Below are 26,540 nucleotides of genomic sequence, written 5' to 3' on the forward strand. Positions count from 1 at the left end.
TGGATGTCGGACTTAGAAGTCCATACCTCCCATGCCGCCCATGCCGCCGCCTGGAGGCATGCCGCCCGCACCGGTGTTCTTCTTCGGCACTTCGGCCACCATAGCTTCGGTGGTGATCAGGAGCGCTGCGACGGACGCCGCGTTCTGGATCGCCGCTCGAACCACTTTGGTCGGATCGATGATGCCCTTGGAGACCAGGTTGCCGTATTCGCCGGTCTGCGAGTCGAAACCGTACGAGTACTGATCCTTTTCGAGGATCTTGCCGACGATGACCGAGCCGTCCTCGCCCGCGTTGATTGCGATCTGGCGGGCCGGATAGGACAACGCCTTGCGCACGATCTCGACCCCGGTCTTCTGGTCGTCATTTTTGGTGCGAATGCCCTTGAGGTGCTCGGAGGCACGCAGCAGCGCAACGCCGCCACCAGGCAGGATGCCTTCTTCAACCGCCGCGCGGGTCGCATGCATCGCGTCATCAACGCGATCCTTGCGCTCCTTCACTTCGATCTCAGTCGCGCCGCCGACGCGGATCACCGCGACGCCGCCCGCGAGCTTGGCGAGACGCTCCTGCAGCTTCTCACGGTCGTAGTCCGAGGTGGTCTCCTCGATCTGCGCTTTGATTTGCGCCACGCGCGCTTCTATGTCGGCCTTCTTGCCGGCGCCGCTGACGATCGTGGTGTTCTCCTTGTCGATCATCACCTTCTTGGCGCGACCGAGCATGTTGAGCGTGACGTTCTCGAGCTTGATGCCGAGGTCTTCCGAGATGGCCTGGCCGCCGGTCAGGATCGCGATGTCCTGGAGCATGGCCTTGCGGCGATCGCCGAAGCCCGGAGCCTTGACGGCCGCGACCTTCAGGCCGCCGCGGAGACGGTTGACGACGAGGGTGGCGAGAGCTTCGCCTTCGACGTCTTCGGCGATAATCACGAGCGGCTTGCCGCTCTGCACCACGGCTTCCAACAGGGGAAGTAGTTCATTCAACTGAGATAGCTTTTTCTCATTAATCAGGACGTAGGCATCATCCATTTCAACGCGCATCTTGTCGGCGTTGGTGACGAAGTAGGGCGAGATATAGCCACGGTCGAACTGCATGCCCTCGACAACTTCGAGTTCGGTCTCGAGCGACTTGGCTTCCTCGACGGTGATGACACCCTCGTTGCCGACCTTCTTCATGGCATCGGAGATGAACTTGCCGATCTCTGCATCGCCGTTGGCCGAAATCGTGCCGACCTGGGCGATTTCCTCGTTCGAGGTGACCTTCTTGGAGTTTTTGACGAGGTCGGCGACCACGGCTTCCACAGCCATGTCGATACCGCGCTTCAGATCCATCGGGTTCATGCCGGCGGCAACCGACTTGGCGCCTTCACGGACGATCGCAGCGGCGAGCACGGTCGCGGTGGTGGTGCCGTCGCCAGCCGCGTCTGCGGACTTGGAGGCGACTTCGCGCACCATCTGGGCACCCATGTTCTCGAACTTGTCCTCGAGCTCGATCTCTTTGGCGACGGTGACGCCATCCTTGGTAATACGGGGAGCGCCGAACGACTTGTCGAGGACGACGTTACGGCCCTTCGGACCGAGCGTCACTTTTACCGCATTGTGGAGGATGTCGACGCCGCGAAGCATGCGATCGCGGGCATCGACTCCGAATTTGACTTCTTTGGCTGACATAGTGGGTTTCCCTGAGTTTTTGACTTGGTTTCACCCTTGATGAGGCGCTCGACAGGCGCTTGAGCGGTGGACTAGGCGGCCTTCTTCTTGGAAGACACGTCGGTGAGAACGCCCATGATGTCGCTCTCCTTCATGATCAACAGCTCCTGGGTGTCGATCTTGACCTCGGTGCCCGACCACTTGCCGAACAACACGCGGTCACCGACCTGGACATCGATCGGGATCAGCTTGCCGGCTTCGTCGCGGCCACCGGGGCCGACGGCGATGACTTCGCCCTGGGAAGGCTTTTCCTTGGCAGTGTCGGGAATGATGATGCCACCGGCGGTCTTCTCTTCCGCGTCGATGCGCTTGACCACGACCCGGTCGTGAAGCGGACGGAATTTCATGCTCTCCTCCTATCTTCTAGTTGCTTTTATTTTGGATGAAATAGAGTCAGAAACTAGCGAGTGCTAACCGCTCCGGAAATATGCTGGCCTGGCCGGCATACAAGACAAAGCCGCGAAGGATTTCGAAAATCCGTCCCTCACCGGGGGCATTCAGAGCCACCTAAAGGAGCCCCTGGAATAAAATCTTGGCTGGTTGGAGGAAGCGGCTAGGGAATTCGGGGCCAGCTTGTACCGCCTGCCCAGGTTTGTTGGTTGGCCTTGCCATCCAATGGCTAGCTGGGCCTGATTAAGGTACAATGATGCCGCGTCCAACGGCAGTCTCGACCCGCGGACGGTACGCGGAGAAGCTGGGAAATCCTATCCGTCTCGCCTACCGAGAGCACCTGAGATGCAGCGGTAGAGCAAATTTCTTTCTAGATTCTCTCCCTCCGCCATTTTCTACGCCAAACCACGATTTGGCTCGTTTGAATTCGTTAGCTTGGCCGACTGTACGAAATGGCTGGCCTGACGGAGTTCAATATCATCGTCGCCATCGACAAGGATGAGGGCCTCTCTTCCAACTCGTCGGTTACGGCCAGACCGCGACGCATAGGCGGCCCGGAGTTGGCTGAAATGTCGATGAAATAATGAGCAAGTGGTTTTCACTTCAGCTCGCGTTGCTAGCCGGTGGCGCAGTCCTTGAGTTGCTGCCGAAGCCATTGATGACCGCGATCGTTATCGAATCGGGCGTGCCAAGTGGCGTGCAGCGTAAAGGGCCTCGTATCGAACGGCAGCGGCAGGGATTGCAGGACATCACGGTAGCGGTTGAGGAAACGCTGCGGAAGAGTGCAAACGAGGTCGGTCGACTGTAGCAAGAGCGGCACGACACTGTAGTGCTGAACTGACACGGCGACGCAACGCGTCAGCCCGTCCCTCGCCAGGACATCGTCGATGAAGCCGCGAAAGCCGCCGCCTTCTCCCGAAACGATAATATGCTCCAGGCGCGAATACTCTCTCATCGTGGGCCGCCGCAATCCGCGCGGATGATCCTTACGCTGGGCCATCATGAACCGTTCATCGAGCAGCGGCTGGGACGGCATTCCGCTTGGGACCGCATCTTTCGAAACCAGCGCAACGTCGAGATCTCCCGCCTCGAGCTGGCCAGCCAATTTCATCAAATCGATCGAGCGGAAGGCGAACCGGATTCCCGATAAGCCATCCCGTCGCGAGAACGCGACCAGCCGCGATCCAACAATAGCGGTCGCGTTGTCGTTCGCGCCGATTGTGAAAGTTCGATCCGATTTCTTCGGGTCGAAGCCAGCTGGTGCACCGATAACATCCTGCAGATTCTGCAGTGCCAGTCGCAGAGGTTCCTTGAGCTCGTTTCCCCGAGGGGTGAGGACCATGCCTTTTCCCGAGGCGGCAGGTGTCAGCAACTGATCCTTGAAGATATCGCGAAGCCTGGCCAGTTGGGCGGAAAGTGCCGGTTGGCTAATGCCAAGCCGCGCTGCCGCACGGGTGATGTTCCTCTCATCGAGCATCACCTTGAGCGATGCGAGCAGAGGCATGTCATGAGCCCTGATATTCATCCGGTTTATACCACATATCTCATCTATCGATTTCAAATATCCCATGACGGAGGACATCAACGCAAGCCGGATCATATGGGCCGCGAAAGCGGACAAGATAGTTGGGGGACAGATGAGGAAGCTGCCAAACGCCGGTCCTGCTGCGGCGGAGCCCACCATCGAGTTGCAGCGAAGGGTCATGATCGCAGCGACCGTCGGTACGGTCATCGAGTGGTACGATTTCTTCATGTATATCTCGGTGGCTTCGGCCATCTCGGTTAATTTCTTCTCGCCCGACAATCCCGTTTGGGCCAATGTCTTCGCGCTTCTCACCTTCGGCACGGGCTATCTCGTTCGGCCGTTTGGGGCGCTAGTGTTCGGTCGCATCGGCGACATGATCGGACGCAAGCAAACCTTTCTCACCACGATCCTGATGATGGGATCTTCAACGGTCGCCGTCGGTCTGGTGCCGAGCTATGCGTCGATCGGCCTGTGGGCGCCTTCGATCTTGATCTTGCTGCGAATGATCCAGGGATTGGCTCTTGGCGGCGAGTATGGCGGTGCTGCGACCTACATCGCAGAGCATGCACCGCAAGGCCGCCGCGGCTGGTTAACGTCCTGGCTGCAAACCTCCGCACCGATCGGCTTCGCTCTCTCGATGCTATCCGTGTATCTCATGCGCGCCAGCATGACGCCCGAGGCATTCAATGACTGGGGCTGGCGCATCCTGTTCATCAGTTCGGTGTTGCCGCTCGCGATCTCGGTCTGGATTCGGTTGAAGCTGCAGGAATCGCCGCTCTTCCTCAAAATGAAGAATGAGGGGACGCTCTCGAAGTCTCCGATCTACGACACGCTCCGGGCGTTGCCGAACCTGAAGCGCGTGCTGATTGCGATGTTTGCGATGGTCGTCCCCCAGAGCGTGCTGCTGGTCGGTGCTCAGATCTATTCTCTGGTGTTTCTCACGGGCACGGCCAAGGTCGATCCGCAGATCGCTAGTCTCCTGGTCGGTGCGGCACTGATGTTGACGCTGCCGGTGATGATCTTCTTCGGCTGGTTGAGCGACCGCTACGGCACCAAGATATTCATCCTGGCTGCCTGCGTCATTGGCACGTTCACCTACCTCCCGCTCTACAAGGCACTCATCTTCTATGCCAACCCTGCGCTCCATGCCGCGCAGGCGGCCGTACCCGTAACCGTCGCGGTGGATTCATCGGAGTGCTCCTTCCAATTCAACCCGATCGGAACGGCGAAGTTCACCACAGGGTGCGATATGGCCAAGAACGCCTTGATCCGGTTCGGCGCTCCCTATTTGACTAGGTCCGAAGCAAAAGGGGCGGTCGCGACGGTTTTCGTTGGCAGCAAGCCAATCCCGGTTGGCGCCGCAGGGCAGGCTCCGGATGTCGCGGCGTTCACCGCCAAGTTGAAGCATGCGCTTGAGGAGGCCGGATATCCGAGCCGTGCCGATCCAAGTGCGATGAATTTCGGAATGATCATACTCGTGTTGGCGGCGCTGAGCACGGTTGCCGGCATGATCTTCGGTCCGCTGGCATCGGCGATGACCGATCTGTTTCCGCCCCAGGTGCGTTACACGTCGGTCTCGTTCAGCTATCACGTGGGCAACGGCTATTTCGGCGGCCTCTTGCCGGCGATCGCCGCGGCACTCCAGATCTCCAGCGGCGATATATACGCCGGTCTGTACTACGTGATGGTCATTTCGGCGATCTCGTTCTTTCTCGGCTTGTTCTGGCTGCAATCGGCGCCGGCAGCGGCCAAGGTCGAGTCAGTCGCGACTGCCACGGCCTAGCGGTCACGCTTCAATCTGCACAAGCAAGAAAGTCTGGTTCACATGACCGCAATGCACGCGATCGGCAACGTTGCCATTCGTCAGGTTGTCGAGATCCGAGGTCCGGGTTTCACCCCGGACTTCCTCTTCCCGGATTGGGATCAGTCGGTTCTGGCGAAGCACCGAGCGCTGATGATCCCGGATTGCTTCGACGAGGCGGGGGGGCGCTTCATCGCGAGCATCCACACCTGGGTTCTGAAGACGCAGCACCATACGATCCTGATCGACAGCTGCGCAGGCAACGACAAGAACCGTCCGATGCTGCCGCGCTTTCATCAGTTGAATCTGCCTTTCCTCGCCCGGCTGGCGGAAGCCGGCGTCTCACCTGAACAGGTCGACTATGTCTGCTGTACCCACCTGCACGCGGATCATTGCGGCTGGAACACGCGGCTCCTCAACGGCCGCTGGGTGCCGACATTCCCGAATGCCAAGTACGTCTTCTCCAAGGCCGAGTACGATCATTGGTCCGGCCCGGCTGGCAAGGAAGGCTTCAGCGCCGGCGTATTCGAGGACAGCGTTCTTCCTGTTATCCAGAGCGGACAGGCCGAGATCGTCGATGGCGAGGCTGCGATCGGGGACGGTCTTACGTTCCATCCGACCCCGGGGCACAGCCCTGGTCACGTCGCTATCCAGCTTTCTGACCAGGGACAGAAGGCGCTCTTCAGCGGCGACATCATGCATCAGCCGCTTCAGATCTATCGTCCGGACTGGAACAGCGCGTTTTGTGAGGACGCGGAGCGCGCACGCGCATCGCGCCGCTGGCTTCTCGAACGGGCTGCGGAAGATCGCTCGACCGTTTTCACGGCTCATTTCGCCAACACGTCAGCCGGACACGTCACACGTAGCGGCGACAGGTTCGACTGGCGGTTCGTGTAACCTGAGGGGACACCGAGATGCATAAATCGATTACCGACGCCATCATCAGCGAAGAGATGATGATCCCGAGCGACACCGCAGGGATCGAACTCTTCGTTCGCAACAAGCGACGGTCCGACTTGGTCCGGTTCTCTGCCGACAAGACGGTCTTGTTCGTCGCGGGATCGACCTATCCGGCGTCGACTTCGTTCGACCTTCGCCTGGACGGCTTGTCCTGGATGGATCATCTGGCCCAGGAGGGCTATGACGTCTATCTCGTCGATGTCCGCGGCTATGGTGGGTCGACCCGTCCGCCTGAAATGGAAGAACCGGCGTCCAACAATCAGCCAATCGTGCGCACACCCGTCGCTGTGCGTGACGTCGGCAGTGCTGCTACGCTTATCCGGTCGCGGCGAGGGGTCGACAAGATCAACCTGATCGGGTGGTCGTGGGGGACGACGCTGATGTCACGCTACGCCTCGGAGAACCTGGCGCACGTCAACAAGCTTGTTCTGATCGCGCCGCAGTGGCTCCGGACGACCCCGAGCGCGGCTGATTCCGGCGGCGCCCTCGGCGCCTATCGCATCGTCGAGCGCTCGGCGGCCAAGAGCCGTTGGCTCAACGGCGTTCCCGATGACAAGAAGGACGCGATATTGCCGCCAGCCTGGTTCGATGCGTGGGCGGAGACAACTTTTGCTAAAACAGGACTCGGGCCGGACAAGCTGCGGGCGCCGAACGGAACGGTTCAGGACAGCCGAGAATATTGGGCATCTGGCAAGCCGCTTTATGATCCTTCCTCGCTCACGGTGCCGGTCCTGATCGTCCATGCCGACCTGGATCGCGACTGCCCAATGGATATGGCGCAAACGGTGTTCAGCAAGCTCTCGGCGGCGCCATATCGCCGCTGGATCGAGATCGGCGAGGGCACGCACTCGGTATTCATGGAGAAGAATCGCTGGCAGGTCTTCGCTGCTGTCGACGGTTTCCTTGGGGAACGGCCTGCAGCCTAAAGAGGGCATGCCGCGATTGCCCAGCTCCCGAAATGGCAAGCTTAACGGCGTGGCCCCTGACGCGAACCTCGATCTCTTGTTCTCCCCGAGGCACTGGCGTCACGGCTGCTGGTCATGCCACATGGGATGAAGCTCCGGACACTGCTTTATCTCTCAAAGGGGATTGACTGACACTCTCTCCGCCAGATCTTATGGCGACTCGTCCTCTCAGGCGCCGTAAAGGCGCAAATTTCCATCATTGGTGATCAGCCGGACCTGCACGTCTGGCCGCGTGGCCGCGATGTCGCCAATCTGCGACGCAGGCATCAGGCTGAAGGCGGTCGAGAGCGCATCCGCCTCGGTGGCGGTCGGCGCGATGACGCTGACGGTCCGATAGAGCGCAGGGCTCCGTCCCGTCCGGGGATCGAATAGATGCGTGAACCGGCCCGCCGGATCGAAGCGGAAGCCCGCGCCCGCGGTGGTCGCGACCGCCCGATCAATGAGGTCGATGGTTTCCGTGAGCGCGCCGGCTCGGTCCGGATCGGAAAGGCCGACGCGCCACGGCGTCCCGTCCGCGCGCGCTCCGAGCGCGCGTATCTCTCCCATGTTGACGAGGGTCGTCGACAACCCGCGGGCGCGCAAGACATCCACGACACGGTCGGTGGCGTATCCTTGGGCGATGCCGTTCAGGGTGATCGCAGCGCCATGTCTGAGGAGCGCCACAAGCTTTTCGCTTACGCGCAGGCCGCTGCTGCCCACCTTCGCGAGCGCCTCCGCCAGCTTCCCGGCCGGCGGACCGCCGGGATCCGGATTCTCCGACGAAAAGTGTGCGGCATAGAGCTGCCAGAGCGGCTGGACGGTGGGATCGAAGGTGCCGCCGGTAAGGTCGGAGAATTGCAGCGAGGCCTTGAGCAGCGCGACCATGTCGGGCTCCGGTGCGACAAGGATGCCACTCCGGTTGAGGGCACAAATGGCGGAATCCGCCCGGTACAGGCTGAACTGCCCTTCGAGTCGTCTTACCTCAGTCAGGCAATCCTGAATGATCCTTTCCGCCTCCTCCCGATCGGGATGGAAGATATCGATCGACACCTGCGCGCCGAGCGCCGATCCGCGCCAACGCACTGCCCCGGTCGAGGACGCGTGTCCTCCGCCGGAAAGAAACGCCGAGCCTGCGGTCGCGGCTGCGATGGTGATCATGCGCCGGCGCGTGAGATTTGCTGGTGCCATCGGAAGCCTCGTCAGTTGGTCCGGGCGCTGGGGCGTTCATGCCCGGTTTGATCGACGGCGGCGCTGTCGCTGCCGAGCACGTAGCCGCTCGGAACGTCCGCAAACGTGACGACCTTGCCGCCATTGGCGGCGGTGAAGGCGTCCGCCGCGGCACGATTGCCGAAAGGCACAGCCTCGGCGGCCCCCATTCCGCCCTGCTTGCGGCTCTCGATGACGAAGAACGCCTTTTTGGCGTCGATCCAGTTGGTCGCTCCCGGCTCCTCCCAACTGGGCGCGCGCGCCATGTCGGACACGTAGATCGCGCGGATGTCACGGGGCTGATCCGGCATCAGAGTGAAGGCCACGGTGTCGCGCACCGAGGTGAACCAGTACGGGTCGATGCGGCTCGCCGTGATGATCTGCCCTTTGGGGCCAGGGTGTTCGAGCACGTTCATGCCGCAGAAGACCCCCATTGCATCGCTGTTGAGCGCCGCGGGCGGCGGCATGACGGCATCGCTTCCGTCCCGATTGCAGCCGGCGAGGACCAGCGCGACGATCATGCACAGAATCCGCAGGATCATAGCTCCCTCCGAGCGAAGAAGGCGGCCGCAAGCCCGAGCGGCGCGACGACCCAGGCGGTCAGTCCCGTCAACAGCGCGCCGACGCTGGTCGTCGCGGTGCCGGCGAGCCCTGCCATCCCGGAAAACTGGCTGACGTTAAAGCCGGTCAGGTTCGTCATCCGGTACAGGTCCGTCGGATTGAGGAACAGCAGCGCTTCGAGAACGGGTGCGGAGACGATGTTCCCCTGATCGACGACCAGCACGCCGAGCAGTGCCATGTCGAATACCAGCACCATCAGCAGCCAGACTCCCACCGAGATGCCGGCGGCGGTGCCGCGGTCCCGGACCAGGCTGCTGATCAGATAACCGACCGCGACAAAGACCGCCCCGAGCATGACCGAGGTTCCGAGCATCGAGGCGAAGGCATACCAGCTCGCGGCGAGCACCGAGGCGCCGGTCGTCGCGAGGGCAGCGGCCGCGGCGCCGTAGCCGATCACTGTCGCGAAGGCGAGGATCAGGACGTGGCCGCAGAATTTGCCGAGGATCACCTGGCCTCGGCCCACCGGATAACTCAGGAGCAGCGTCATGGTGCCGCGTTCCATCTCGCCGACCACGGCGTCGTGCGAGATCAAGAGGGCGATCAGCGGAAGCAGGAAGATCGTCAGGCTCGACAGGCTGACGACGACGACGTCGAGCGCCCCCGCGCCGACATTGCCGGTGGGTGCGCTTCCCAGGAACGTCAGCGACAAGGCCAGCGCGGCCAAAAGGAGCGTGGTTGCCAGGACCCAGCGGTTCCGTAACCCTTCCTGGATCTCCTTGGCGGCTATGATGACGATCGTTCTCACGCAGCACTCTCCTGCGAATTTAGGAAATGCGCATAGAGCTCATCGAGGGTCGGCGCCGCGATCTCGATGTTGATGACGCCGGGATCTCTGGCCGCAGCGCGCAGCACGTCCATTTTGCGCGCCTCGTCGGGCACCAGCAGCATGCGTCCGCGCGGGGTCGCGACACTTGCGCCGTTCATCCACGCTGCGGGAACGCCGGCGCCCGGCGCAAAGTCGACCGAAACCCGGATCGGGAGTTGCGAGATCGAGCGCAGTTCCGACAGGGTGCCCTGCGCGGCGAGGAGCCCGCGGTTCATGATGAGGACATGCTCGGCGCGATCCTCGAGTTCGTTCAGCGCGTGGGACGAGATCAGCACAGTGGCGCCGTCGTCGCGGAGTTCGTTCAGGATCTCATAGAAGGTCTGCCGTAGCGCGGGATCCAGTCCCGTCGTCGGCTCGTCGAGCAGGAGCACCCGGGGCCGGCCGAGCAGCGCCTGCGCCAATCCGAGGCGCTGGCGCATGCCCTTCGAATAGGTCCCGACCCGGCGGTCGGCCGCATCGGTCAGTCCGACGCGATCGAGAAAGGCCCACGCTTTCGACGGTTTGACGTGCTTCAGCCGCGCGTAAAATGTCAGCGTTTCTCGCCCGGTGAGTGCTGCGTTGAAGGCAACGTTTTCCGGAAGATATCCAAGCTGCCGTCGTGCCGAAAATTCACCGGCGGCCGGATCCTCGTCGAGGACGCGGATGGATCCCTGATCCGGACGGATCAATCCCAGCATCAGCTTGATCAGTGTGGTCTTGCCGGCGCCGTTGTGGCCGACCAGCGCGCTGAGCCGTCCCGGGGCGAGATCGAACGAGACGTCGCGCAGTGCGCGCACCGTGCGGTAGTTCTTCACGACACCAGTCACGGAAACGGTAGCGCTCATCTTCCGCCCTCCTTGCCCGACGGCCGCGGCGGTGGAGCGATCAAGGGGTGGCTGTCGATGACGCCGCCCGGGTAGAGCGCCGGAAACTGAGCCTGGGCCCACCGCAGCACTTGCACCGCAGGGCTGTTGATCAGCACCTTGGCGGAGGGCGCCGTCCACAGCACCCGATCGACGAGATCGTTGGGTCGGTAGGCGGTGTCGGCGATGCCGTCACCGTCGAGATCGAAGGCGGGATTGTCGCTCCAATAATTGCCGCGGCCGCCCTTGGACCAGTCGAGGTTGCGCGTACCGACATATTTGACCTGGTTCCGATTGCCGACGAAGGCGTTTCCGGTGATCTCGTTGCCTTCGGATCCGGCCGTGAAATGAACGCCGATGGCGCAGCGTTCGAACCAGTTGTTCCGGAACCGGTTGTGGTTCGTGTTGTAGATGAACACGCACTTCTCCGGGCCGCTTCGCAAGCTCTGCTCGCGCTTCGTGTCCGGGATCATGCCTCGCTCGTCGTCCGGCCCCTCTTCGCTCCCGACGGACACCGTATCCAATAGTCCGCCCGTCACCCTGTTTCCGTCGATCTCGGCGTAGTTGGCGTAGTTGAACAGGAGGCCGTGATCGCGATCGCGATCGGAGATGTTGTCGCGGATGATCAGCCGGTTCGAGTACATGATGGCGTAGCCGACATGATTTCCGATCGAGACGTTGCCGCTGACTTCGCTGTCGTTGGTGTACATGTAGTGGACCGCGAAGCGAACCTGTTCGAAGCGGTTGCCGACGAAGCGGTCCTTGCGGCTGGAAATGGTAAAGATACCGTCGCGGCCATAGCGGAAGGTGTTGTCCGCAATGGTGACTTCGGGAGCGTTCCAGAGCGAGACGCCGTTGCCGGCCTCGCTGAGGCGATGGCCGCGAAGCCCTTCGATCAAGTTGTTGGCCACCCGCGATCCGGTCGCTCCGTGCACGTAGACGCCGAACAGGTTTCCCACCAGGCGGTTGTTCTCGATGGTCGCGCGTTCGGCGGTCTTCTGAAGAAAGACCCCGGAATTCATCGCCTGCAGGTCGCGCCCCGACCCCCGGATGGTCACGCCGCGGACCGTTACATCGGGCGCGGTCACCGTGACGACGTTGCCGGAGCCCCCGCCGTCCAGCACGGCGCCGGGACGTCCGGTCAGGGCAAGAGGGCGATCGATGCGGATCGAGCCGTTGTAGTCCCCTGGAGCGAGTTCGACGACGTCACCGTCGCGGGCACGATCCAGCAACGCCTGCAGCGGTTGCCCCGGCACAGCAGTCAGCGTCTCCGCGCTGGCGAAGCCGGACAATCCGGCGGCGACGAGCGCCGCCGGAAGCATGCGTGACGGAAGACGCACGGTGTCGCTCCCGATCAGACCGATTTCGGCTCGACGAACATGCGGCCCTTCATCTCCATGTGCATGGCGTGGCAGAACCAGGAGCAGTAGTACCAGTAGACGCCCGCCTTGTCGGCGCTGAACGACACCGACGCGGTCGCCATCGGCGCGACCTCCATCTGGATACCGTAGTTCACGATGCAGAAGCCGTGCGTCAGGTCTTCGACCGCATCGATGTTGGTGATGTAGACGGTGACCTGATCGCCCTGCTTGACCTGGAACTGCTCGAGCCCGAACGCCGGAGCGGTCGAGGTCATATAGACCCGCACCTTGTTGCCGTCGCGGATGATCTTGGAATCCGCCTCCAGGTTGATCCCGTCGGCCTTGGCTTGCTTGACCGCATCGGCAAACATCGGATCGGCGCGGTCCCAGATCGAGATCGGGTTGATCTTGGAACGGTGCACGATGGTGGCGTCATGCGGCTCGGCGAAGCTAGGACCGTCATGGACCAGTTTCATCTGGTCGCCCGAGATGTCGATCAACTGATCGTTCTCCGGCTTCAACGGGCCGACGTTGAGGAAGCGGTCCTTCGAAAACTTGTTCAGCGAGATCAGCCATTTTCCGTCGGCCTCCTTGGTCTGACCCATCGAGGAGTGATTGTGGCCAGGCTGATAGTGGACGTCGAGCTTCTGGATGATGGGATCGACCTTCTCGCCCTTAAAGGCTCGTTTGGCGAGATCGATGTTCCATTTGACGACCTGACTGTCGAGGAACAACGTCGTGTAGGCGTTGCCCTTGCCGTCGTAGGCCGTATGCAGCGGCCCGAGGCCGAGTTCGGGCTCGGCGACCACGACGTCGCGCGGTTTGATCTTGTCGTCGAACAGTTGGTCGAACAGCCGAACGTCCATCACCGTCACCGTCGGCGACAGCTTGCCTGCCGCGACGATGTGGATGCCGTCGGGCGCGGTATTCATGCCATGCGGATTGTTCGATACCGGAACGTAGCGCGTGTAGGGCGAGCCCTTGCGACCGTCGATCACGGGCACGCCGTTCATTTCCTTGAAATCACCCTTCTTCACTGCCTCCTCGATCCGCTTGAGGTTGAAGATGACGACCCAGTCCTGCTCGTTGGCGGTCATCTCGGCCAGAGTGACGCCTTCTTCGGCGTTGTAACAGGTCGAGAAGCAGTATTTGCCTTGGTAGTCGGAATCGACGTTGTCGAGATTGCCGCTAACCATCACCTGCCAGGCCACTTTCATGGTATCGCCGTCGAGCGCCGTGAAGATGGAGTGATATTCCTTCGGGTTGTCGAGAACCTTGCCGTCGTTCGGCAGCGGAACGCCGTCTTCCCCGTTGCAGAACACATATCCGGTTCGTGGATACTTCTGTAGCCGAAGGCCGTGGACGGTGTGCTGATTCGGCAGTTCGATAATCTTGTCGCACTTCATGACGTCGAGCCGCACCCGCGCCACGCGGCTGTTGGCCTTGTCGTTCATGAAGGCGTAGCGGCCGTCGTAGGTGCCATCCGTGAAGGAGACGTGCGGATGGTGGAGGTCGCCGTTCATGAACGTGCCGCCACGGTTCTTGAGGAATTCGCGGGTCGCCGGCTGCATCCCTTCTGTCAAAACCTTCAGGCTTTCGTTGGTCTGGCCCCAGCCGGTCGCGCTGCAGCGGTTGAAGACCGGAACGCGCATCAGTTCGCGCATCGAGGGGAGCCCGATGATCCGCATCTCGCCGGATTGGCCACTCGAAAAGAAGACGTAATATTCGTCGAGCTCGCCCGGCGCGACTTCGGTCTTCTGCACGGCCGGACGTGCCGGCGGTGCCTTGGGTGCGGCAGATTTGGTCTGCGCGTCGGCGGTCGAGACGAAGCCCGCGCCGTCCTTAGTTATCACCGCCCCGCCGGCAAGTCCCACGCCCGCAGCGGCCGCCGTGGTCCCCAGCAGCGTTCGCCGGCTGACGCCCTTGATGTTGTCGCTGTCGCTCATGATTGCCTCCTCGGCTTTCGGTTCAGGTTGCAGATGGCGTGATGGCGTCGACTGGCGACGCGCCGACGGGTTTTCCCCCGGCTGTGATGATTGTGTTCGGACCTTTGCCGCCTGATCGCATCGAAGGCGACGACATGGCCATCCGCTTCTCGCGCTTCAGCCGCACCTGGATCATGTGCGGGCAGCGGTGGTCATCGAAATAGAGTTCCTGACAGTGCATGCAGTAGATGCACTCGTTGACGTTGATGTGACCTTCCGGATGGATCGCTTGCACGGGGCATTCATTCGCGCAGCGCTGGCAGGGCGAGCCGCATTCCGGCCAGCGTCGCAGCCATTCGAACATCCGGACGCGGCCGGGAATCGCCAGCGCCGCGCCGAGCGGGCACATGTAGCGGCAGAAGAAGCGCTCGACGAACAACCCCGCCGCGAGGAGGGTCAGGGCGTAGACGACGAACGGCCATTCCCGCGCGAACTTCAGGACGATCGAAGTCTTGAACGGTTCGACCTCGGCGAGCTGCTCGGCGAAGGCGGTCGAGTAGAGCGACATGCCGAACAGGCCGAGAAAGATGATGTACTTGATCGGCCACAGCCGTTCGTGAAGGCCCCAGGGGACGCGATACTGCGGGACCTTGAGCGCCTTGGCGGCATTGTTGAGTAATTCCTGCAGGGCGCCGAACGGGCAGAGCCAACCACAGAACGGTCCGCGCCCCCAGAAGAGAAGTCCCGCCGCGATGGAGGCCCAGAGAAGGAAAATCAGCGGCGCGGAAAGGAAATACTCCCAACTGAACCCGGTCAGCAGGGAGTTCGTGAAGGTCAGGACGTTGACCACTGAAAGCTGAGCGTTCGCATACCATCCCAGCCAGACGAGAATGAACAGCAGATAGAAGCGGCGGACCCACGTGTACACCGCCGGACGACGGACCAGAAAATTCTGGAAGAAGAAGATCAGCGTCAGCGCGCCGAGCGCCAGCATCGCTGTGCCGATCTTGAGGGTGTCCGCGCGCCATATCCGCATCCACAACGGGTCCTCGTCGGTCGTCGGCACGCGGGCTTCGGGGGCGGCGGCCGGCGACGACTTTGCGGTCGGCGCCGCTGCCGCTGCAGCCGGCCGAACTGGCGCTTCGCGCTTGAGATAGGTTTCGGGAAGTGTGTATCCAAGATCGAAGGTGACCCAGGCCTTGTCCCGTGCGCCGACGACGCGCTGCACCAGGAGCTGCAGCGCCCACGGCTCGGTCGGATCGAACGCGAAGTCGGCCGGCACGATGAACAGCGCAATTTCGGGAAAATCCGGCGCGCCGTCGGCCGCCAGGCTACCCAGTCGGGTATGGTCCCGATCGCGGAAACGGATGCTGTTGGTTTCCTGGATCAGCTCGATCCGGTCGAAGATTCCACCCCGAACGTAGGCGGCCCCTTTGAAGGAATAACGGCCGGCACCGGCGACGACGAGCGCCTGCTGGCCTGGCTTCAACCTGCCGGCCAGCCGGCCGTAGCTCTCGTCGCCCAGCAGGCTGCGGCCGATGGTCGGCACCGCGACGTCCGCGACATAGAGATCGATGAAGCTGTCGTCCGGAGCGCCTTCCTCCGGGCGCGCTGCGGCGACCGCATTGCCCGATTTCTCGAAGGCCTGGTTGATATCGGCGACGGAGAGGGTTAGCCGCCGGACCGAGCCGTCGCCGACCAGGGTCTGCCAATCGCGGACTTCGCTCTTGGCCGCGTCGATGGCCTTCGTAGCTCGCGGCCCGGCCGCCGCAACCGGGCTGCCCTGAGCGCCGAGGCGGCCGCTCCGGATCAGCTTGGTGGCGGATCGAACGATGCTGTCGCCGATCACCAGAACGGTTACGGTTGCGCCGCTGACGATGTCGACTTGGGGCGCCGGCGCAGCCCCGCGGGCGACGCTCCCCAGGTCGGCGCCGATCAGCTTGTTGACGGCCTCCAGAATGCGCTTTTCGGGGATGCCCACCAGCACGATGGGCTCCTTGTGCTCGACCAGCTTGAGGCCGGTCAGCACACCTTTCGGATCGATGCCAACGAGCATCTGGATCGGTTTTCCGGAATAGCCGACCGCATTGGCGAAATCGGAATTCAGGTACACGAAGCCCTGCAATTGATCGCCGCGATAGGCCGGTATGATAGGCGGCTCGCCCTGCGGGGGACCGAAACGGTCGGCGCCCGGGAAGAAGTCGGCAGGGGCAATCTTCGACAGGTAACCGTTCAGGTCGGCAGCGGACGCGGTGCCGAAGGACGACACGCAAAGCAACGCCAACGCGAAGAGTGCGCGCGCCGCTTGGGTTAGAAAATCCGGAACAACATGCGTTCTTTGGAGCATGGGACCTCGAACGTGAACGCCGCGACCGACCGGGCCGCGCGCTCCTATTTCTTCCGAAGTCGCCGTTGACGCAGGAACTTGATCGGATAGATGCTACGCTGTCAACCGAAAGAGTGTTTGCGCTGGATCAAGCTCGCCAATTGTTCCGTGAGGATCTCGTCATGCCGTTGCTACGAACTTCGCTGCTGATGAGCGAGCCGGCCGGAACGCTCGAGTCGCTCGACGAGTTGTTCGCTCTCGCCAACGCCATGGAAGAGGAGGCTGCGAAAAGATACTCCGCGTTGGCGGAGGAGATGCGACGGCAGAACAAGGATGCCCTGGCCGAGGTCTTCGCTAACCTCGCCGCCGCTGAGCGCGAACATGTCGACAGCGTCGCAAGATGGTCACAATCGCGCCGCGGCAAGGCGCCGGATCCGGCGCTGGTTCGATGGGAGGCGCCCGAAACCTTCGACGCCGAGACGGCAAGGGAGATCGAAACCTCCCGGCTGACGACCCCCTACCGCGCTTTGGCCATGGCGGTTCGCAACGAGGAACGCGCCTTCGCATTCTGGTCCTACGTCGCCGCCTATTCCCGGGATTTGGAGATCAAGCAGGCCGCCGAAGCCATGGCGCGTGAGGAACTCGGACATATCTCGACACTGAGGAAGGAGCGGCGTCGCGCCTACCATAAGGAGCATGAGCAAACCGAACGGAGGGGGCGCGACGATTCGGCCGTGATGCAGATCGATGCGCGCGCACTGGAGCTCCGTCTCGCAGCGCAGCTTGCCGACTTGGAACGCGGTCTCGCCGGGGCTGCAGCGGTCCGCACACGGGAGCTTGTTGAAGAGACGATGCAGATGTCCGAGAAAGCCGAGGGCATCGGGAAATTCCCGGTGTCACTCGAACAGCGCGACGCGGAGACGATCTCGGAAGCGCTGGCCGACGGCTACCTGGAGAGCGCCGAAAGCGCCAGCGATCAAACCCAGGTCGTGCTGCTACAAGAATTGGCGGAAGGGGCCATCGCTCGCTTAGCGTGGTTGCGCTCGTTGACGGTGGCGTGAAGGTTGAATGCGACGTCGTTCGTCTCCGTGCCCGGTCCTGGCCGTACGCCATCGGTTTCCTGGTCGCGCGAAGTCGATCCGACAGGCCCACGAATCCGGCTACGCGTTATGGCAGGCAATTGCTCTACCGTCCGCGCCGGCAGACCGAAGCTCGGGAACGTCGACCAGGCAGCGATGGCTGGCTATCGGGCAACGTGGGGCGTAGGCGCAGCCGCTTGGCCGCTTGAAGAGGCTTGGCGGTTCACCCGTTTCGATCGCGCCGAGAATCCGCTTGGATGGGTCCGGCTTCGGAATTGCCGCCACCAGCGAACGTGTATAGGGATGGCGCGGATCGTCCAAAACCGTCCGCGTTGCGGCCTGCTCCACGATCCGCCCCATATACATCACCGCAACGCGATTGCTGATTTGTCCGATGACGCCGAGGTCGTGGGAGATGAACAGCATCGACAGTCTCAGCTGCTCACGCAGATCCATCATCAGATTGAGCACCTGGGCCTGCACGGACACGTCGAGGGCCGAGACCGGCTCGTCGGCGATCACGATGGACGGTGAGGGAAGAATTGTTCGTGCGATGCCGGCCCGTTGCCGCTGCCCGCCGCTCAGTTCGTACGGATAGCGCGCGGCGAAAGACGGATCCAGGCCGACCGCCGTCAGCGTGGCGGCGATCGCCGCGCTGCGCTCGGCGCGACTGGTGAAGAAACCATTGATATCGCCAGCCTCCGCGACCGAGTCTCCGATCGACCGCCGCGGGTTGAGCGATGCATAGGGATCCTGGAAGACCATCCGGATGTTCAGGCGCATGTTGCGAAGGCTGGCGCCCGTCATGTCCGTTCCCTTGAAGCTGATGGTGCCGCTGTCGGGCCGGGCCAGCCCCACGATGGACCGGCCCAGCGTGGTCTTGCCACAGCCTGACTCGCCGACGATCCCGAGCACCTCACCCTCTGCCAGCGACAGCGACACACCATCCACCGCCCGCACCTGATATTTTCGGCCGGCGCGCCTGACGCTGAAGGAGACCTCAAGATCCCGAATGTCGAGGACGGTGTTTCCGTTCATCGCGGTCCCCCGCCGTCCAGGGGAAAGGCGCAGAGCACCTCGTGTCCGCGAGAAACTTCCGCGCGCGGTGGGGCCGCCGTGCGGCACGACGCACGCACCGCTGCGCACCGCGAGGCAAAGACGCAGCCAGCGCCGACCGTGCCGGGCGCCGGCGGCTGCCCCGCTATGGTTGGCAGGCGGCGCGCGCCGGAATTCCGCGACGGCATGCAGTCCATCAGTCCGCGCGTGTAGTGGTGGCGCGGTCTGCCGAACAACGCTTCGACGCCCGCGGTCTCCACGATCCGGCCCGCATACATGACCGACACGCGATCGGCGAGCTGCGCGATCACCCCCATGTCGTGGGTGATGAACAACATCGCCATGTCGAGGCGGTTGCAGAGCTCGCGCAGCAGCCCGAGAACCTGCACCTGGATGGTGACATCCAGTGCCGTGGTCGGTTCATCGGCGATTAGAACCTGAGGCCTGCAGGCCAGCGCGATCGCGATCATGACCCGCTGGCGCTGGCCGCCGGACAATTGATGCGGATACGCCGACAGCTGCATTGCGGGATCTGGCATGCGCACCAGCTCGAGCAGCTCGCGCGCCCGGGCGATCGCGGGGGGGCCGGAAGATCGATCATGCACGCGCACGGCTTCGGCGATCTGATCGCCGATCCGACGAACCGGGTTAAGCGAGGTCATCGGCTCCTGAAAGATCATTGCCATCCGGCCGTGGCCCGCTTCGACGCGCTGCCAGGGCTGCAGCTGCGTCACGTCGCAGCCCTCCAACAGGACCCGGCCGGCCCGGATCCGCGGGCCGGGCTGCGGCAGCAATCCCATCACCGCAAGCGAGGTCATGCTCTTGCCGCAGCCGGATTCGCCGACGAGGCCGAGGATTTCGCCCTTGCCAAGTTCGAAGGACACGCCGGCGACGATGTCGACCGGTGTGGTCTCCGAGCCCAATGACACCGTAAGGTCGCGAACGGACAGCACGATCTAGCCCTTCTCGCTAAAGACCTGACGGAACCGGGGATCGAGACGATCGCGCAGTGCATCGCCGACCAGGTTGAGCGAAAATGCAGTCGCCACGATCATCATGCCCGGAAAGAACAGCAGCCACGGGGCTCGGGTGATGAAGGTGCGCGATTCCGCCAGCATGTTGCCCCAGCTCGGAATCTCCGGCGGAGCGCCCAGGCCCAGGAAATCGAGCGATGCCGCGCCAAGCTGCGCGAACGCGAAGACGAAGCTGGCCTGCACAAGAAGCGGTGAGATCAGGTTCGGCAGGATGTGCTTGCCGATGAGCCATGCCGTTCCGGCGCCCATGCTGCGGGATGCCTCGACATAGGTCTCCACGCGCAAGCGCAGCGTCAGACCGTAAACGATGCGCGTCGTCGTCGTCATGTAGCCGAGCCCGATCGCCAGAATGGCATTGGCCACGCTCGGGCCGAGGACGACGATCAGACCGAGTGCGAGCAGCAGGCTCGGGAATGCCATGAGCACATCGATCATGCGCATCAACAGGTGACCGAGCCGGGGAAACAGGGCGGACAGCACGCCGACCGGCACGCCTGTCGCAAGCGCGAACACGACCACGCCCGAACCGATCAGGAGCGCCATGCGCGCCGAGTGGATGACGCGTGACAAGGTGTCCCGGCCAAATTGGTCAGTACCGAACCAATGAAGCGCGTTCGGAGGTGTCAGTCGGATCGACGGGTCGATGGCGTAGGGATCGTAAGGTGCGAGCCAGGGCGCGAAAGTCGCGGCAAGCACGGTCCCCAGGAGGAGGCCGAGCCCCACCAGTGCGATCGGGCGCGCGATGAATGGCTTCAACCAAAGGGTCGCACCGTCGCGGCTCATTGGAGTTCGACCCGCGGATCGAGCAGGCGATAACTCAGATCGACGATCAGGTTGATCAGGAGATACACGACGACGATGACCAGAATGACGCCCTGGATCACCGGATAGTCCCGGCGGAGGATCGACTGTACGACGAGGCGGCCGATACCCGGCAGGGCAAACACCGTTTCGGTCACCACCGCTTCGGACAGCAGCGCCGCGAAGGTGAAGCCGAATGCCGAGACCACCGCCAGGAGCGCGTTGCGCAGGATGTGCCGAACCACGACCTGCCAGGGCCGGATGCCCTTTGCACGCGCCGTGCGCACGTAATCCTCGCGGGCGACGTCGAGCATGCTGGCGCGCGTCAGCCGCAGAATCAGCGCGGCATTCGGCGCTGCAAGCGCCAGGCTCGGGAGGACGAGATAGCGGAGATTGACGAGCCCGCCTTCGAAGATCGATGGATAACCGGAGCTCGGAAACCAGCCAAGCCACGCGGCAAAGATCAGGATCAAATAGAGCCCGACCCAGAACGTGGGAATCGAGGCCATCAGCATCGCCGCGCCGGACAGCCCCTGGTCGAGCCAGGTGCCGTGCCGAACCGCCGCGATCATGCCGATCGGCACGCCGATGAGTGTAACCCAGATCATCGTCATGGTGGCGAGCAAGGCGCTGGTCTCGGCACCGTCGGCAATCACCGACAGCACCGGCGCCTGGAAGAAGATCGACCGTCCGAGGTTGCCCTCGAGCACATGGCCGATCCAGGTCAGATATTGCAGGATGATCGGTTGATCGAGACCGAGCTGGTGTCGCAGAGCGTCGATCTGATCGGGGGTCGCGGTGTCACCGAGCAGGACGTAGATGGGATCGCCCGGAACGATATGGATGAAGGCGCGCGCTTGAGTGCGTAAGACCACATGTGATTGTGCGGCTGATCAGCGGCGATGATGCGCGCCGGTGACGGCGCTCGACATTCCCAGCGGTCTCATTGCCCGTCCTTACTTCGTGGACACATTCCAGAACACGGGACCGTTCGGGTTCAGTCCCTTCAACTTGGGAGAAGCGATGTCATAGGTGTAGGCATCGCCCACTTTCATGACCGGCACCTGGTCGTAGATCAGCGATTGGATCTTGTCCCATGTCGACTTGCGTGCGGTCGGATCGGTCGATTTGATCAGCTCGGCCCGAAGCGAGTTGATCTCGGGACTGTCCCACCACCCGGGATAACTCGCATTCAGGAACGTGAGGAGCAGCGGATCGGGCGAGAACGAATGGTGGGTGACAAAGATGTCCCACTGTTCCGGCTGGCCTCGCATCTTCAGAAGCGTCGCCCAATCGACGACCATCATCTGAACATTGATCCCGGCGTCGGCCAGTTGGCGTGTGAAGACCGAGGCTTCGTCATAGTGCGCCTGATAGTTCGTCGAGACCAGAAGGCGGATCGGAGTCCCCGTGTAGTCCGCCTCCTTGGCGAGCTCCTTGGCCTTCTTTGGATCGTGCGGGCTGTAGCTGGAAACGCCTTCTGCCGAGTACCAGGGCGTGCCCTTGGGAAAGATCGATCCCTCGGCGTTCCACAGGTCCTTGGAGCCGAAGGCGACGCGCAGGGCCTGCGACTTGTCCAGCGCCGTCTGGATGGCGCGGCGAAGCTTGTAGTTGTCCTTCAAGATCCCCTGCTTCGAGTTCATGAAGAACAGGCCGAAGATCGGCGCGTTCGTCCGCTGCACCTGCACCGATTGGTCCTTGCTCAGGGACTCGTACAGATCGCCAGAGATCATTTCCGCATAGTCGTAGTCGCCGGCCTGCACGCCGCTCACGCGGGTGCCGACGTCCGGGACCGGAATGAACCGGATCTTGTCGATGATGGCGACGCGGGCACCGGCGAAGCCGTCGCCCTTTTCCTTCACCGGCTTGTAGCCGTCGAATTTCTCCACCTCGACATAGCGGTTCGGCCGCCACTCCACGAACTTGTAAGGCCCGGTGCCGATATAGTCCTTCTGCTCGATCGGCCGGTTGCCGGCATTGGCGGCGATTTCTTCCGGATAGATCGCAAGGCCACCATTGACGTCCGCAATGAGATTCTTCCAGGCGCCGTTCGGCGCGGACAATTTCAGCGTGACTTCGTACTTTCCGGTCGCTTCGACCGACGTGGCTGCGGCCATCAGGAGCTTGCCGCGCGCACCGAAATTGCCCCACCGCGTCAGCGAGGCGGCCACGTCCTTGGCGGTCATCTCCTTGCCGTTGTGGAAGGGAACGCCTTCGCGGAGCTTGATGACGATGGTCTTGCCGCCGTCTTCCTCGCGATCGCTCTCGGCCAGCATCGGGCGCGGCGTATAGGTCGAGTCCAGCGCATACAGTGTTTCGAAGATGTGGCGGCCGATGACCGATGCGACGTCGGCAGTCGTCAGCATGACGTCAAGTGGCGGCGGTTCGCCGATGGTGGCTTCGCGAAGCAGGGTGGCCGCGCTGGCCTGTGCATTGAGAAACAATGCGGTGGCGATCCCAACGGCGCCGCGCATCAAGACACTGAGGTCGCATCTCATGATCGCCCCTCCCACCTTGTTTCAGCCGCCTGCCTTCACCTGCAGGGGATGCGCCCTCAGGCGTTGACCCGGCGGCGCGTTATCGTTTGTTTGAAAGTTACATACAGAATATGCTAAGTTTCAAGTGGAAAATTGCGATAGACTGCCGATCTGTCGATACGTGGATTGATCGAGGCTGAAGGTTTCTTACGACGATCTCCTGGTCAAGGGCGCAGGTTAATCCGACCTAAGGAAGGGCGCGCATGCCGCGTGCGAAGCGAATTTACCCGGCGAAAGCCGCGGGGACAGCAGTCTCGACCCCGTCGCGCCGCGACGCGTTCGTGGCCGGCGACATCATCTCTGTCATCAGACAGAGTGCTCCGAGTCTCAGCCCTTCGGAGCAGCGTGTTGCCATGGCGCTGCTGGCCGACGTCGAGTTTGCCATTCACGCGAGCAATGCGGAGCTGGCTCGCAGCGCGCGTGTCAGTGAACCGACAGTGACCAGGTTCAGCCGCTCCGTCGGCTGTCGCGGCGTCCGTGACCTCAAGGTGAGGCTGGCTCAAGCCATGGCGGTTGGGCGGATTTACGTTGAGCTGCCCCCGCATGTCGGCACGGATCTGGCGCGCCCCGCTCTCTGGCGGTCGGTGTTCCAGGAAATTCGTCGCGCAATCGCTGCTGCCGAAGAGGGACTGCGGAAGGAGGACATCGAGAGGGCTGCCGAAGCCATCTCGCGCTGTTCGAAACTTGCAGCCTTCGGCGTGGGCGGCGGCTCGACCCTTGCGGCGATGGAGGTTCAGAATCGTTTCTTTCGTCTCGGGATCGCCGTCTCTCACACCTCCGACCCGAGCTTGATGCGCATGATCGCCGCGACCCTTGGCGAGGGCGATGTCGTCGTCGCCATCTCGACCACTGGTGCAGCGAGCGAGGTGATTGAGGCAGCCGCTATCGCCAAGCGATACGGCGCCCTGATCGTCGCGATTACCAGGCCGCAAAGCAGGCTGGCCTCAATCGCCGATATTGCGCTCGGCTTGCACGTGCCCGAAGCGCCCGATGCGCTCAAGCCGACCGCGTCGCGCTATGCTCTTCTCGCGGCCATCGATCTGCTCGCCGCGTCGACGGCCTATTGCAAGCCGCTCGAAGCCCAGACACGGATGCGCCGGATCAAATACGAGTTGCTGAAGGGGACGGACGGAAATTCAAATGGGCCGCTCGGCGACTGAAGCGCGATGCCGGCACATGCCAACTGTTGCGCTGCTGACGCTCTCAGCGCAGGCTCGGGCCCTTGCTCAAACGTGCGCGTCGTAGATTTGGATGTCGGGACGAGCAAATCGGACAATCTGCGCGATCAGAGCGGTCGTCATTTTGGAGCGAGCCGGTAGAACTCAAGCCTGTAACAGTGGGCTCGTGTTGGAACGGCATGGAAAACATTGAGTCTGTTAGTCGTTCGGTAGCCAAGATGCTCTCTCGAGAGAGCATCTTGGCTTCGCAAGGGTACGACGCGTTTCGTCGCCTTTATCTTTGACGACGACGGCAATACGCCTTGGTCTGTCCGGGCCGATGGCTGTTGAGCGGTTGGGGCTAGCTGCAGCTCAGCGGCAACGGCTGGTTGGGATGCAACTCGTACCAATCATAGCAATCCGGATAGGCGCCGTAGAATCCATATCCGGGCCGGTAGCGGCCGAAGTGGTGAAACGCGTGCTGGCGGAGACCGTCGGCATGACCGCCGAAGCCGAGGTGCTCGCCGCCGAACCGGGCGCCGCCGCCGAAGCCGCCCTCATGCCCCATGCCGCCAAAATGCGCGCCGCCGCCAAAGCCCGCATGTCCACCGCCGAAGCCGCCACCGCCAAAGCCGCCGTGGCCGCCACCTCCACCTCCTCCACCGTGCGCGTCGGCCGCGCCGATGGCGAGCGTCGAGGCGAGCGCTGCTGTTGCCAGAATCATGATGGCTCGTTTCATGGAAAACTCCTCTCGTGTTGAGCTGCCCGGTCATCCCTGAGGCCCGCTGCCGGATCGTGCTGTGCGCGCGAGGCTGCTGATGACCGGGCGTGTGATGCAGGAGAGGTAGGTGCGCCGCGCGGCAATCCAACTGAATTCGGCGTCAGACATCGGGCGCCGCGCGCGAAGGTGAACGCGCCGCGCGTGGTGGCGGCGCACGCAAGAGAGCGGGCTGAATCGAACAGCCCGCTCCCTGTCATTCGATGTGAAGCGCCCGGCGGAGCCATCCGGCCGGCCGCGTTGGCGCAATCAGAAGCTGCCCGTGCCCGGCTCGCAAGGCACGTTGTTGCCGGTCCACGGCGCGGTGGCAAAGGCGCCGACGCGCGGTGCCGGAATGCAGGCGCGTTCGCCCGGATAGAATGGCGCGCTCGTCGCGACCGTATCGGCTTCCACCGCGGGCTGCTGCACGACGCGATGGTGCTCGCGCGCCATGACGGGGCCGCCCAGCATGGCGGCTGCGATCAATCCCATCGACAACAGTTTGGACGTGGTCATTCGCTCTCTCCATTGATGACATCAGGCCGAACCAAGCCGGCTCGTCATCGACGTGTGAACGATCGGTCGCGATTCAAACGCACGATTTGCTCACCGCAGTTCAACCGCCCGTGACCCGATGCGGCGTCGCAACCACGATCGTGCGAATGCATAACATCCGTGGCCCCTGAAACTACAGCGCGTGCGTTGACGGCATATGTTCGATCCAGCGCAGTTGGCAGCGGAGCCCGGAAGATGATCACGACATTGGCAACACGCATCGCCCTTGCACTGGCGCTGCTCGCGAGGCGCGCGGTCCGCACCATGAATTGCAATTCAATGGTGCCCCATGCGACGCGAGCCTATCCTGTACCGCAGCGAGTGGCCGGCGTCAGGCGGCATCAGGGCCGCGCGTTCGACGCGGGCGGGCATTGAGCATGACACCGCGTGCCGCTGAACCCTCGCTTCCTCACCGCGCGCCGAAACGGCGTGCGGAACGCGGAACGAGGATCATGAACCGGATTCTCCTGATCGAGGACGACGCCGAGACCGCCGAGGCAATTGTCGCCGAGCTCGCCGATCGCGGGTTCGAGGTGCAATGGGCCGGCGACGGCGTCGACGGTCTCGACCGCGCGCGCACATCGAGCCCCGATGCCATGATCGTCGATCGCATGCTGCCGGGAATGGACGGGCTGGCCGTCATCGAGGCGTTACGCAAGGACCAGGTCAGGACGCCCGTGCTGGTCCTGAGCGCGCTCGGCGCGGTTGACGACCGAGTGCGCGGATTGCGCATGGGCGGAGATGATTATCTCACAAAGCCGTTCGCGATCATCGAGCTGGTCGCGCGGATCGAGGCGCTGCTGCGCCGTCCGACCGACAGCCGCGAAACCATCCTGCATGTCGGGCCGCTCGAGATCGACCTGATCGAGCGGACCGCGCGACGCGGCGAGCGCGAGCTCGAGCTGTTGCCGCGCGAATTCCGCCTGCTCGAATACATGATGCGCCGGAACGATCAGTTGCTGACGCGCGCGATGCTGCTCGAGGAGGTCTGGAATTACAAGTTCGTCCCGGCGACTACGAACCTGATCGATGTGCATATGGGCCGGCTCCGTCACAAGGTGGACGGTCCCGGAGAGGTGCAGCTGATCCACAACGTCCGAGGCTCCGGCTTCGTTCTGCGTTCGCGGCTATAGGGG

Annotated in this window: 23 protein-coding genes; 6 read left to right on the plus strand and 17 right to left on the minus strand. The window is 62.8% G+C overall.

The features are described 5' to 3' along the window. Nucleotides 1-12: 12 nt before the first annotated feature. The 3 genes from groL to AAFG50_RS01825 all read right to left on the minus strand — a co-directional run bounded on the left by groL (nucleotide 13) and on the right by AAFG50_RS01825 (nucleotide 3,844). The gene (gene groL, locus AAFG50_RS01815) at nucleotides 13-1,662 is read right to left on the minus strand and encodes a chaperonin GroEL (RefSeq protein WP_342714141.1); all 1,650 of its coding nucleotides are present in this window, start codon (nucleotides 1,660-1,662) and stop codon (nucleotides 13-15) included. 71 nt (nucleotides 1,663-1,733) lie between these two features. After that, nucleotides 1,734-2,048, minus strand: a complete 315-nt coding sequence (locus tag AAFG50_RS01820; RefSeq protein WP_342714142.1) for a co-chaperone GroES — start codon at nucleotides 2,046-2,048, stop codon at nucleotides 1,734-1,736. A gap of 659 nt (nucleotides 2,049-2,707) precedes the next feature. Further along, complete coding sequence (locus AAFG50_RS01825; RefSeq protein WP_231166611.1) at nucleotides 2,708-3,844, minus strand: LysR family transcriptional regulator; 1,137 nt, start codon at nucleotides 3,842-3,844, stop codon at nucleotides 2,708-2,710. On the opposite strand from AAFG50_RS01825, the gene AAFG50_RS01830 reads away from it, so the two are divergent. From AAFG50_RS01830 to AAFG50_RS01840, 3 genes are read left to right on the plus strand one after another with little or no spacing between them, the layout of a single operon-like run. Continuing rightward, nucleotides 3,795-5,399, plus strand: a complete 1,605-nt coding sequence (locus AAFG50_RS01830; RefSeq protein WP_080668240.1) for an MFS transporter — start codon at nucleotides 3,795-3,797, stop codon at nucleotides 5,397-5,399. The genes AAFG50_RS01825 and AAFG50_RS01830 overlap by 50 nt on opposite strands. Nucleotides 5,400-5,441: 42 nt before the next feature. After that, nucleotides 5,442-6,314: an MBL fold metallo-hydrolase gene (locus tag AAFG50_RS01835; protein WP_186363038.1), complete on the plus strand. Its 873-nt coding sequence runs from the start codon at nucleotides 5,442-5,444 to the stop codon at nucleotides 6,312-6,314. 17 nt (nucleotides 6,315-6,331) lie between these two features. Next, nucleotides 6,332-7,303, plus strand: a complete 972-nt coding sequence (locus AAFG50_RS01840) for an alpha/beta fold hydrolase (RefSeq protein WP_028175319.1) — start codon at nucleotides 6,332-6,334, stop codon at nucleotides 7,301-7,303. 207 nt (nucleotides 7,304-7,510) lie between these two features. Here the strand turns inward: AAFG50_RS01840 and AAFG50_RS01845 are convergent, their stop codons facing one another. From AAFG50_RS01845 to AAFG50_RS01875, 7 genes are read right to left on the minus strand one after another with little or no spacing between them, the layout of a single operon-like run. Next, nucleotides 7,511-8,509 (minus strand): FAD:protein FMN transferase, encoded by a 999-nt coding sequence (locus AAFG50_RS01845; RefSeq protein ID WP_011083152.1) that lies wholly within the window; start codon nucleotides 8,507-8,509, stop codon nucleotides 7,511-7,513. Nucleotides 8,510-8,520: 11 nt separating this feature from the next. Beyond that, nucleotides 8,521-9,069: a nitrous oxide reductase accessory protein NosL gene (locus AAFG50_RS01850; protein WP_011083151.1), complete on the minus strand. Its 549-nt coding sequence runs from the start codon at nucleotides 9,067-9,069 to the stop codon at nucleotides 8,521-8,523. Continuing rightward, nucleotides 9,066-9,893, minus strand: coding sequence for an ABC transporter permease subunit (locus AAFG50_RS01855; protein ID WP_011083150.1), 828 nt, complete (start codon nucleotides 9,891-9,893; stop codon nucleotides 9,066-9,068). The genes AAFG50_RS01850 and AAFG50_RS01855 overlap by 4 nt, the downstream gene beginning before the upstream one ends. Beyond that, nucleotides 9,890-10,798: an ABC transporter ATP-binding protein gene (locus AAFG50_RS01860; RefSeq protein ID WP_028175318.1), complete on the minus strand. Its 909-nt coding sequence runs from the start codon at nucleotides 10,796-10,798 to the stop codon at nucleotides 9,890-9,892. The genes AAFG50_RS01855 and AAFG50_RS01860 overlap by 4 nt, the downstream gene beginning before the upstream one ends. Continuing rightward, nucleotides 10,795-12,138, minus strand: coding sequence for a nitrous oxide reductase family maturation protein NosD (locus AAFG50_RS01865; protein WP_039186341.1), 1,344 nt, complete (start codon nucleotides 12,136-12,138; stop codon nucleotides 10,795-10,797). The genes AAFG50_RS01860 and AAFG50_RS01865 overlap by 4 nt, the downstream gene beginning before the upstream one ends. Nucleotides 12,139-12,170: 32 nt before the next feature. Then, complete coding sequence (gene nosZ, locus AAFG50_RS01870) at nucleotides 12,171-14,123, minus strand: TAT-dependent nitrous-oxide reductase (RefSeq protein WP_028175316.1); 1,953 nt, start codon at nucleotides 14,121-14,123, stop codon at nucleotides 12,171-12,173. Between the two features lie 22 nt (nucleotides 14,124-14,145). Then, on the minus strand, nucleotides 14,146-16,449 hold the full coding sequence (locus AAFG50_RS01875) for a NosR/NirI family protein (RefSeq protein WP_074076405.1): 2,304 nt from the start codon (nucleotides 16,447-16,449) through the stop codon (nucleotides 14,146-14,148). 161 nt (nucleotides 16,450-16,610) lie between these two features. Between AAFG50_RS01875 and AAFG50_RS01880 the strand changes: the two genes are divergently transcribed. Beyond that, nucleotides 16,611-17,489 carry a ferritin family protein gene (locus AAFG50_RS01880; protein WP_028175314.1) on the plus strand — a complete coding sequence of 293 codons (879 nt, stop codon included), beginning with the start codon at nucleotides 16,611-16,613 and terminating at the stop codon, nucleotides 17,487-17,489. 99 nt (nucleotides 17,490-17,588) lie between these two features. Here AAFG50_RS01880 and AAFG50_RS01885 read toward each other — a convergent pair whose 3' ends face one another. The 5 genes from AAFG50_RS01885 to AAFG50_RS01905 form a co-directional block, all read right to left on the minus strand. After that, the gene (locus AAFG50_RS01885) at nucleotides 17,589-18,545 is read right to left on the minus strand and encodes an ABC transporter ATP-binding protein (protein ID WP_028175313.1); all 957 of its coding nucleotides are present in this window, start codon (nucleotides 18,543-18,545) and stop codon (nucleotides 17,589-17,591) included. Beyond that, nucleotides 18,542-19,516, minus strand: a complete 975-nt coding sequence (locus AAFG50_RS01890; protein WP_028175312.1) for an ABC transporter ATP-binding protein — start codon at nucleotides 19,514-19,516, stop codon at nucleotides 18,542-18,544. Before AAFG50_RS01890 ends, AAFG50_RS01885 begins: the two co-directional genes overlap by 4 nt. Nucleotides 19,517-19,519: 3 nt before the next feature. Beyond that, on the minus strand, nucleotides 19,520-20,353 hold the full coding sequence (locus AAFG50_RS01895) for an ABC transporter permease (protein WP_231166612.1): 834 nt from the start codon (nucleotides 20,351-20,353) through the stop codon (nucleotides 19,520-19,522). A gap of 23 nt (nucleotides 20,354-20,376) precedes the next feature. Continuing rightward, entirely contained in the window at nucleotides 20,377-21,273 is an 897-nt protein-coding gene (locus AAFG50_RS01900) for an ABC transporter permease (RefSeq protein WP_049832561.1), read from the minus strand. 81 nt (nucleotides 21,274-21,354) lie between these two features. Then, nucleotides 21,355-22,896 carry an ABC transporter substrate-binding protein gene (locus tag AAFG50_RS01905; RefSeq protein WP_028175311.1) on the minus strand — a complete coding sequence of 514 codons (1,542 nt, stop codon included), beginning with the start codon at nucleotides 22,894-22,896 and terminating at the stop codon, nucleotides 21,355-21,357. Between the two features lie 242 nt (nucleotides 22,897-23,138). Here AAFG50_RS01905 and AAFG50_RS01910 point away from each other — a divergent pair, with 242 nt between their 5' ends. Next, nucleotides 23,139-24,095, plus strand: a complete 957-nt coding sequence (locus AAFG50_RS01910) for a MurR/RpiR family transcriptional regulator (protein WP_028175310.1) — start codon at nucleotides 23,139-23,141, stop codon at nucleotides 24,093-24,095. Between the two features lie 358 nt (nucleotides 24,096-24,453). Here AAFG50_RS01910 and AAFG50_RS01915 read toward each other — a convergent pair whose 3' ends face one another. Beyond that, complete coding sequence (locus tag AAFG50_RS01915; RefSeq protein ID WP_028175309.1) at nucleotides 24,454-24,831, minus strand: hypothetical protein; 378 nt, start codon at nucleotides 24,829-24,831, stop codon at nucleotides 24,454-24,456. Between the two features lie 288 nt (nucleotides 24,832-25,119). After that, nucleotides 25,120-25,365: a hypothetical protein gene (locus AAFG50_RS01920; protein ID WP_028175308.1), complete on the minus strand. Its 246-nt coding sequence runs from the start codon at nucleotides 25,363-25,365 to the stop codon at nucleotides 25,120-25,122. Nucleotides 25,366-25,856: 491 nt separating this feature from the next. Between AAFG50_RS01920 and AAFG50_RS01925 the strand changes: the two genes are divergently transcribed. Continuing rightward, complete coding sequence (locus AAFG50_RS01925) at nucleotides 25,857-26,537, plus strand: response regulator transcription factor (RefSeq protein WP_028175307.1); 681 nt, start codon at nucleotides 25,857-25,859, stop codon at nucleotides 26,535-26,537. The last annotated feature ends 3 nt before the right edge of the window (nucleotides 26,538-26,540 follow it).

Source organism: Bradyrhizobium sp. B039 (assembly GCF_038965675.1).
Lineage (GTDB): Bacteria > Pseudomonadota > Alphaproteobacteria > Rhizobiales > Xanthobacteraceae > Bradyrhizobium > Bradyrhizobium diazoefficiens.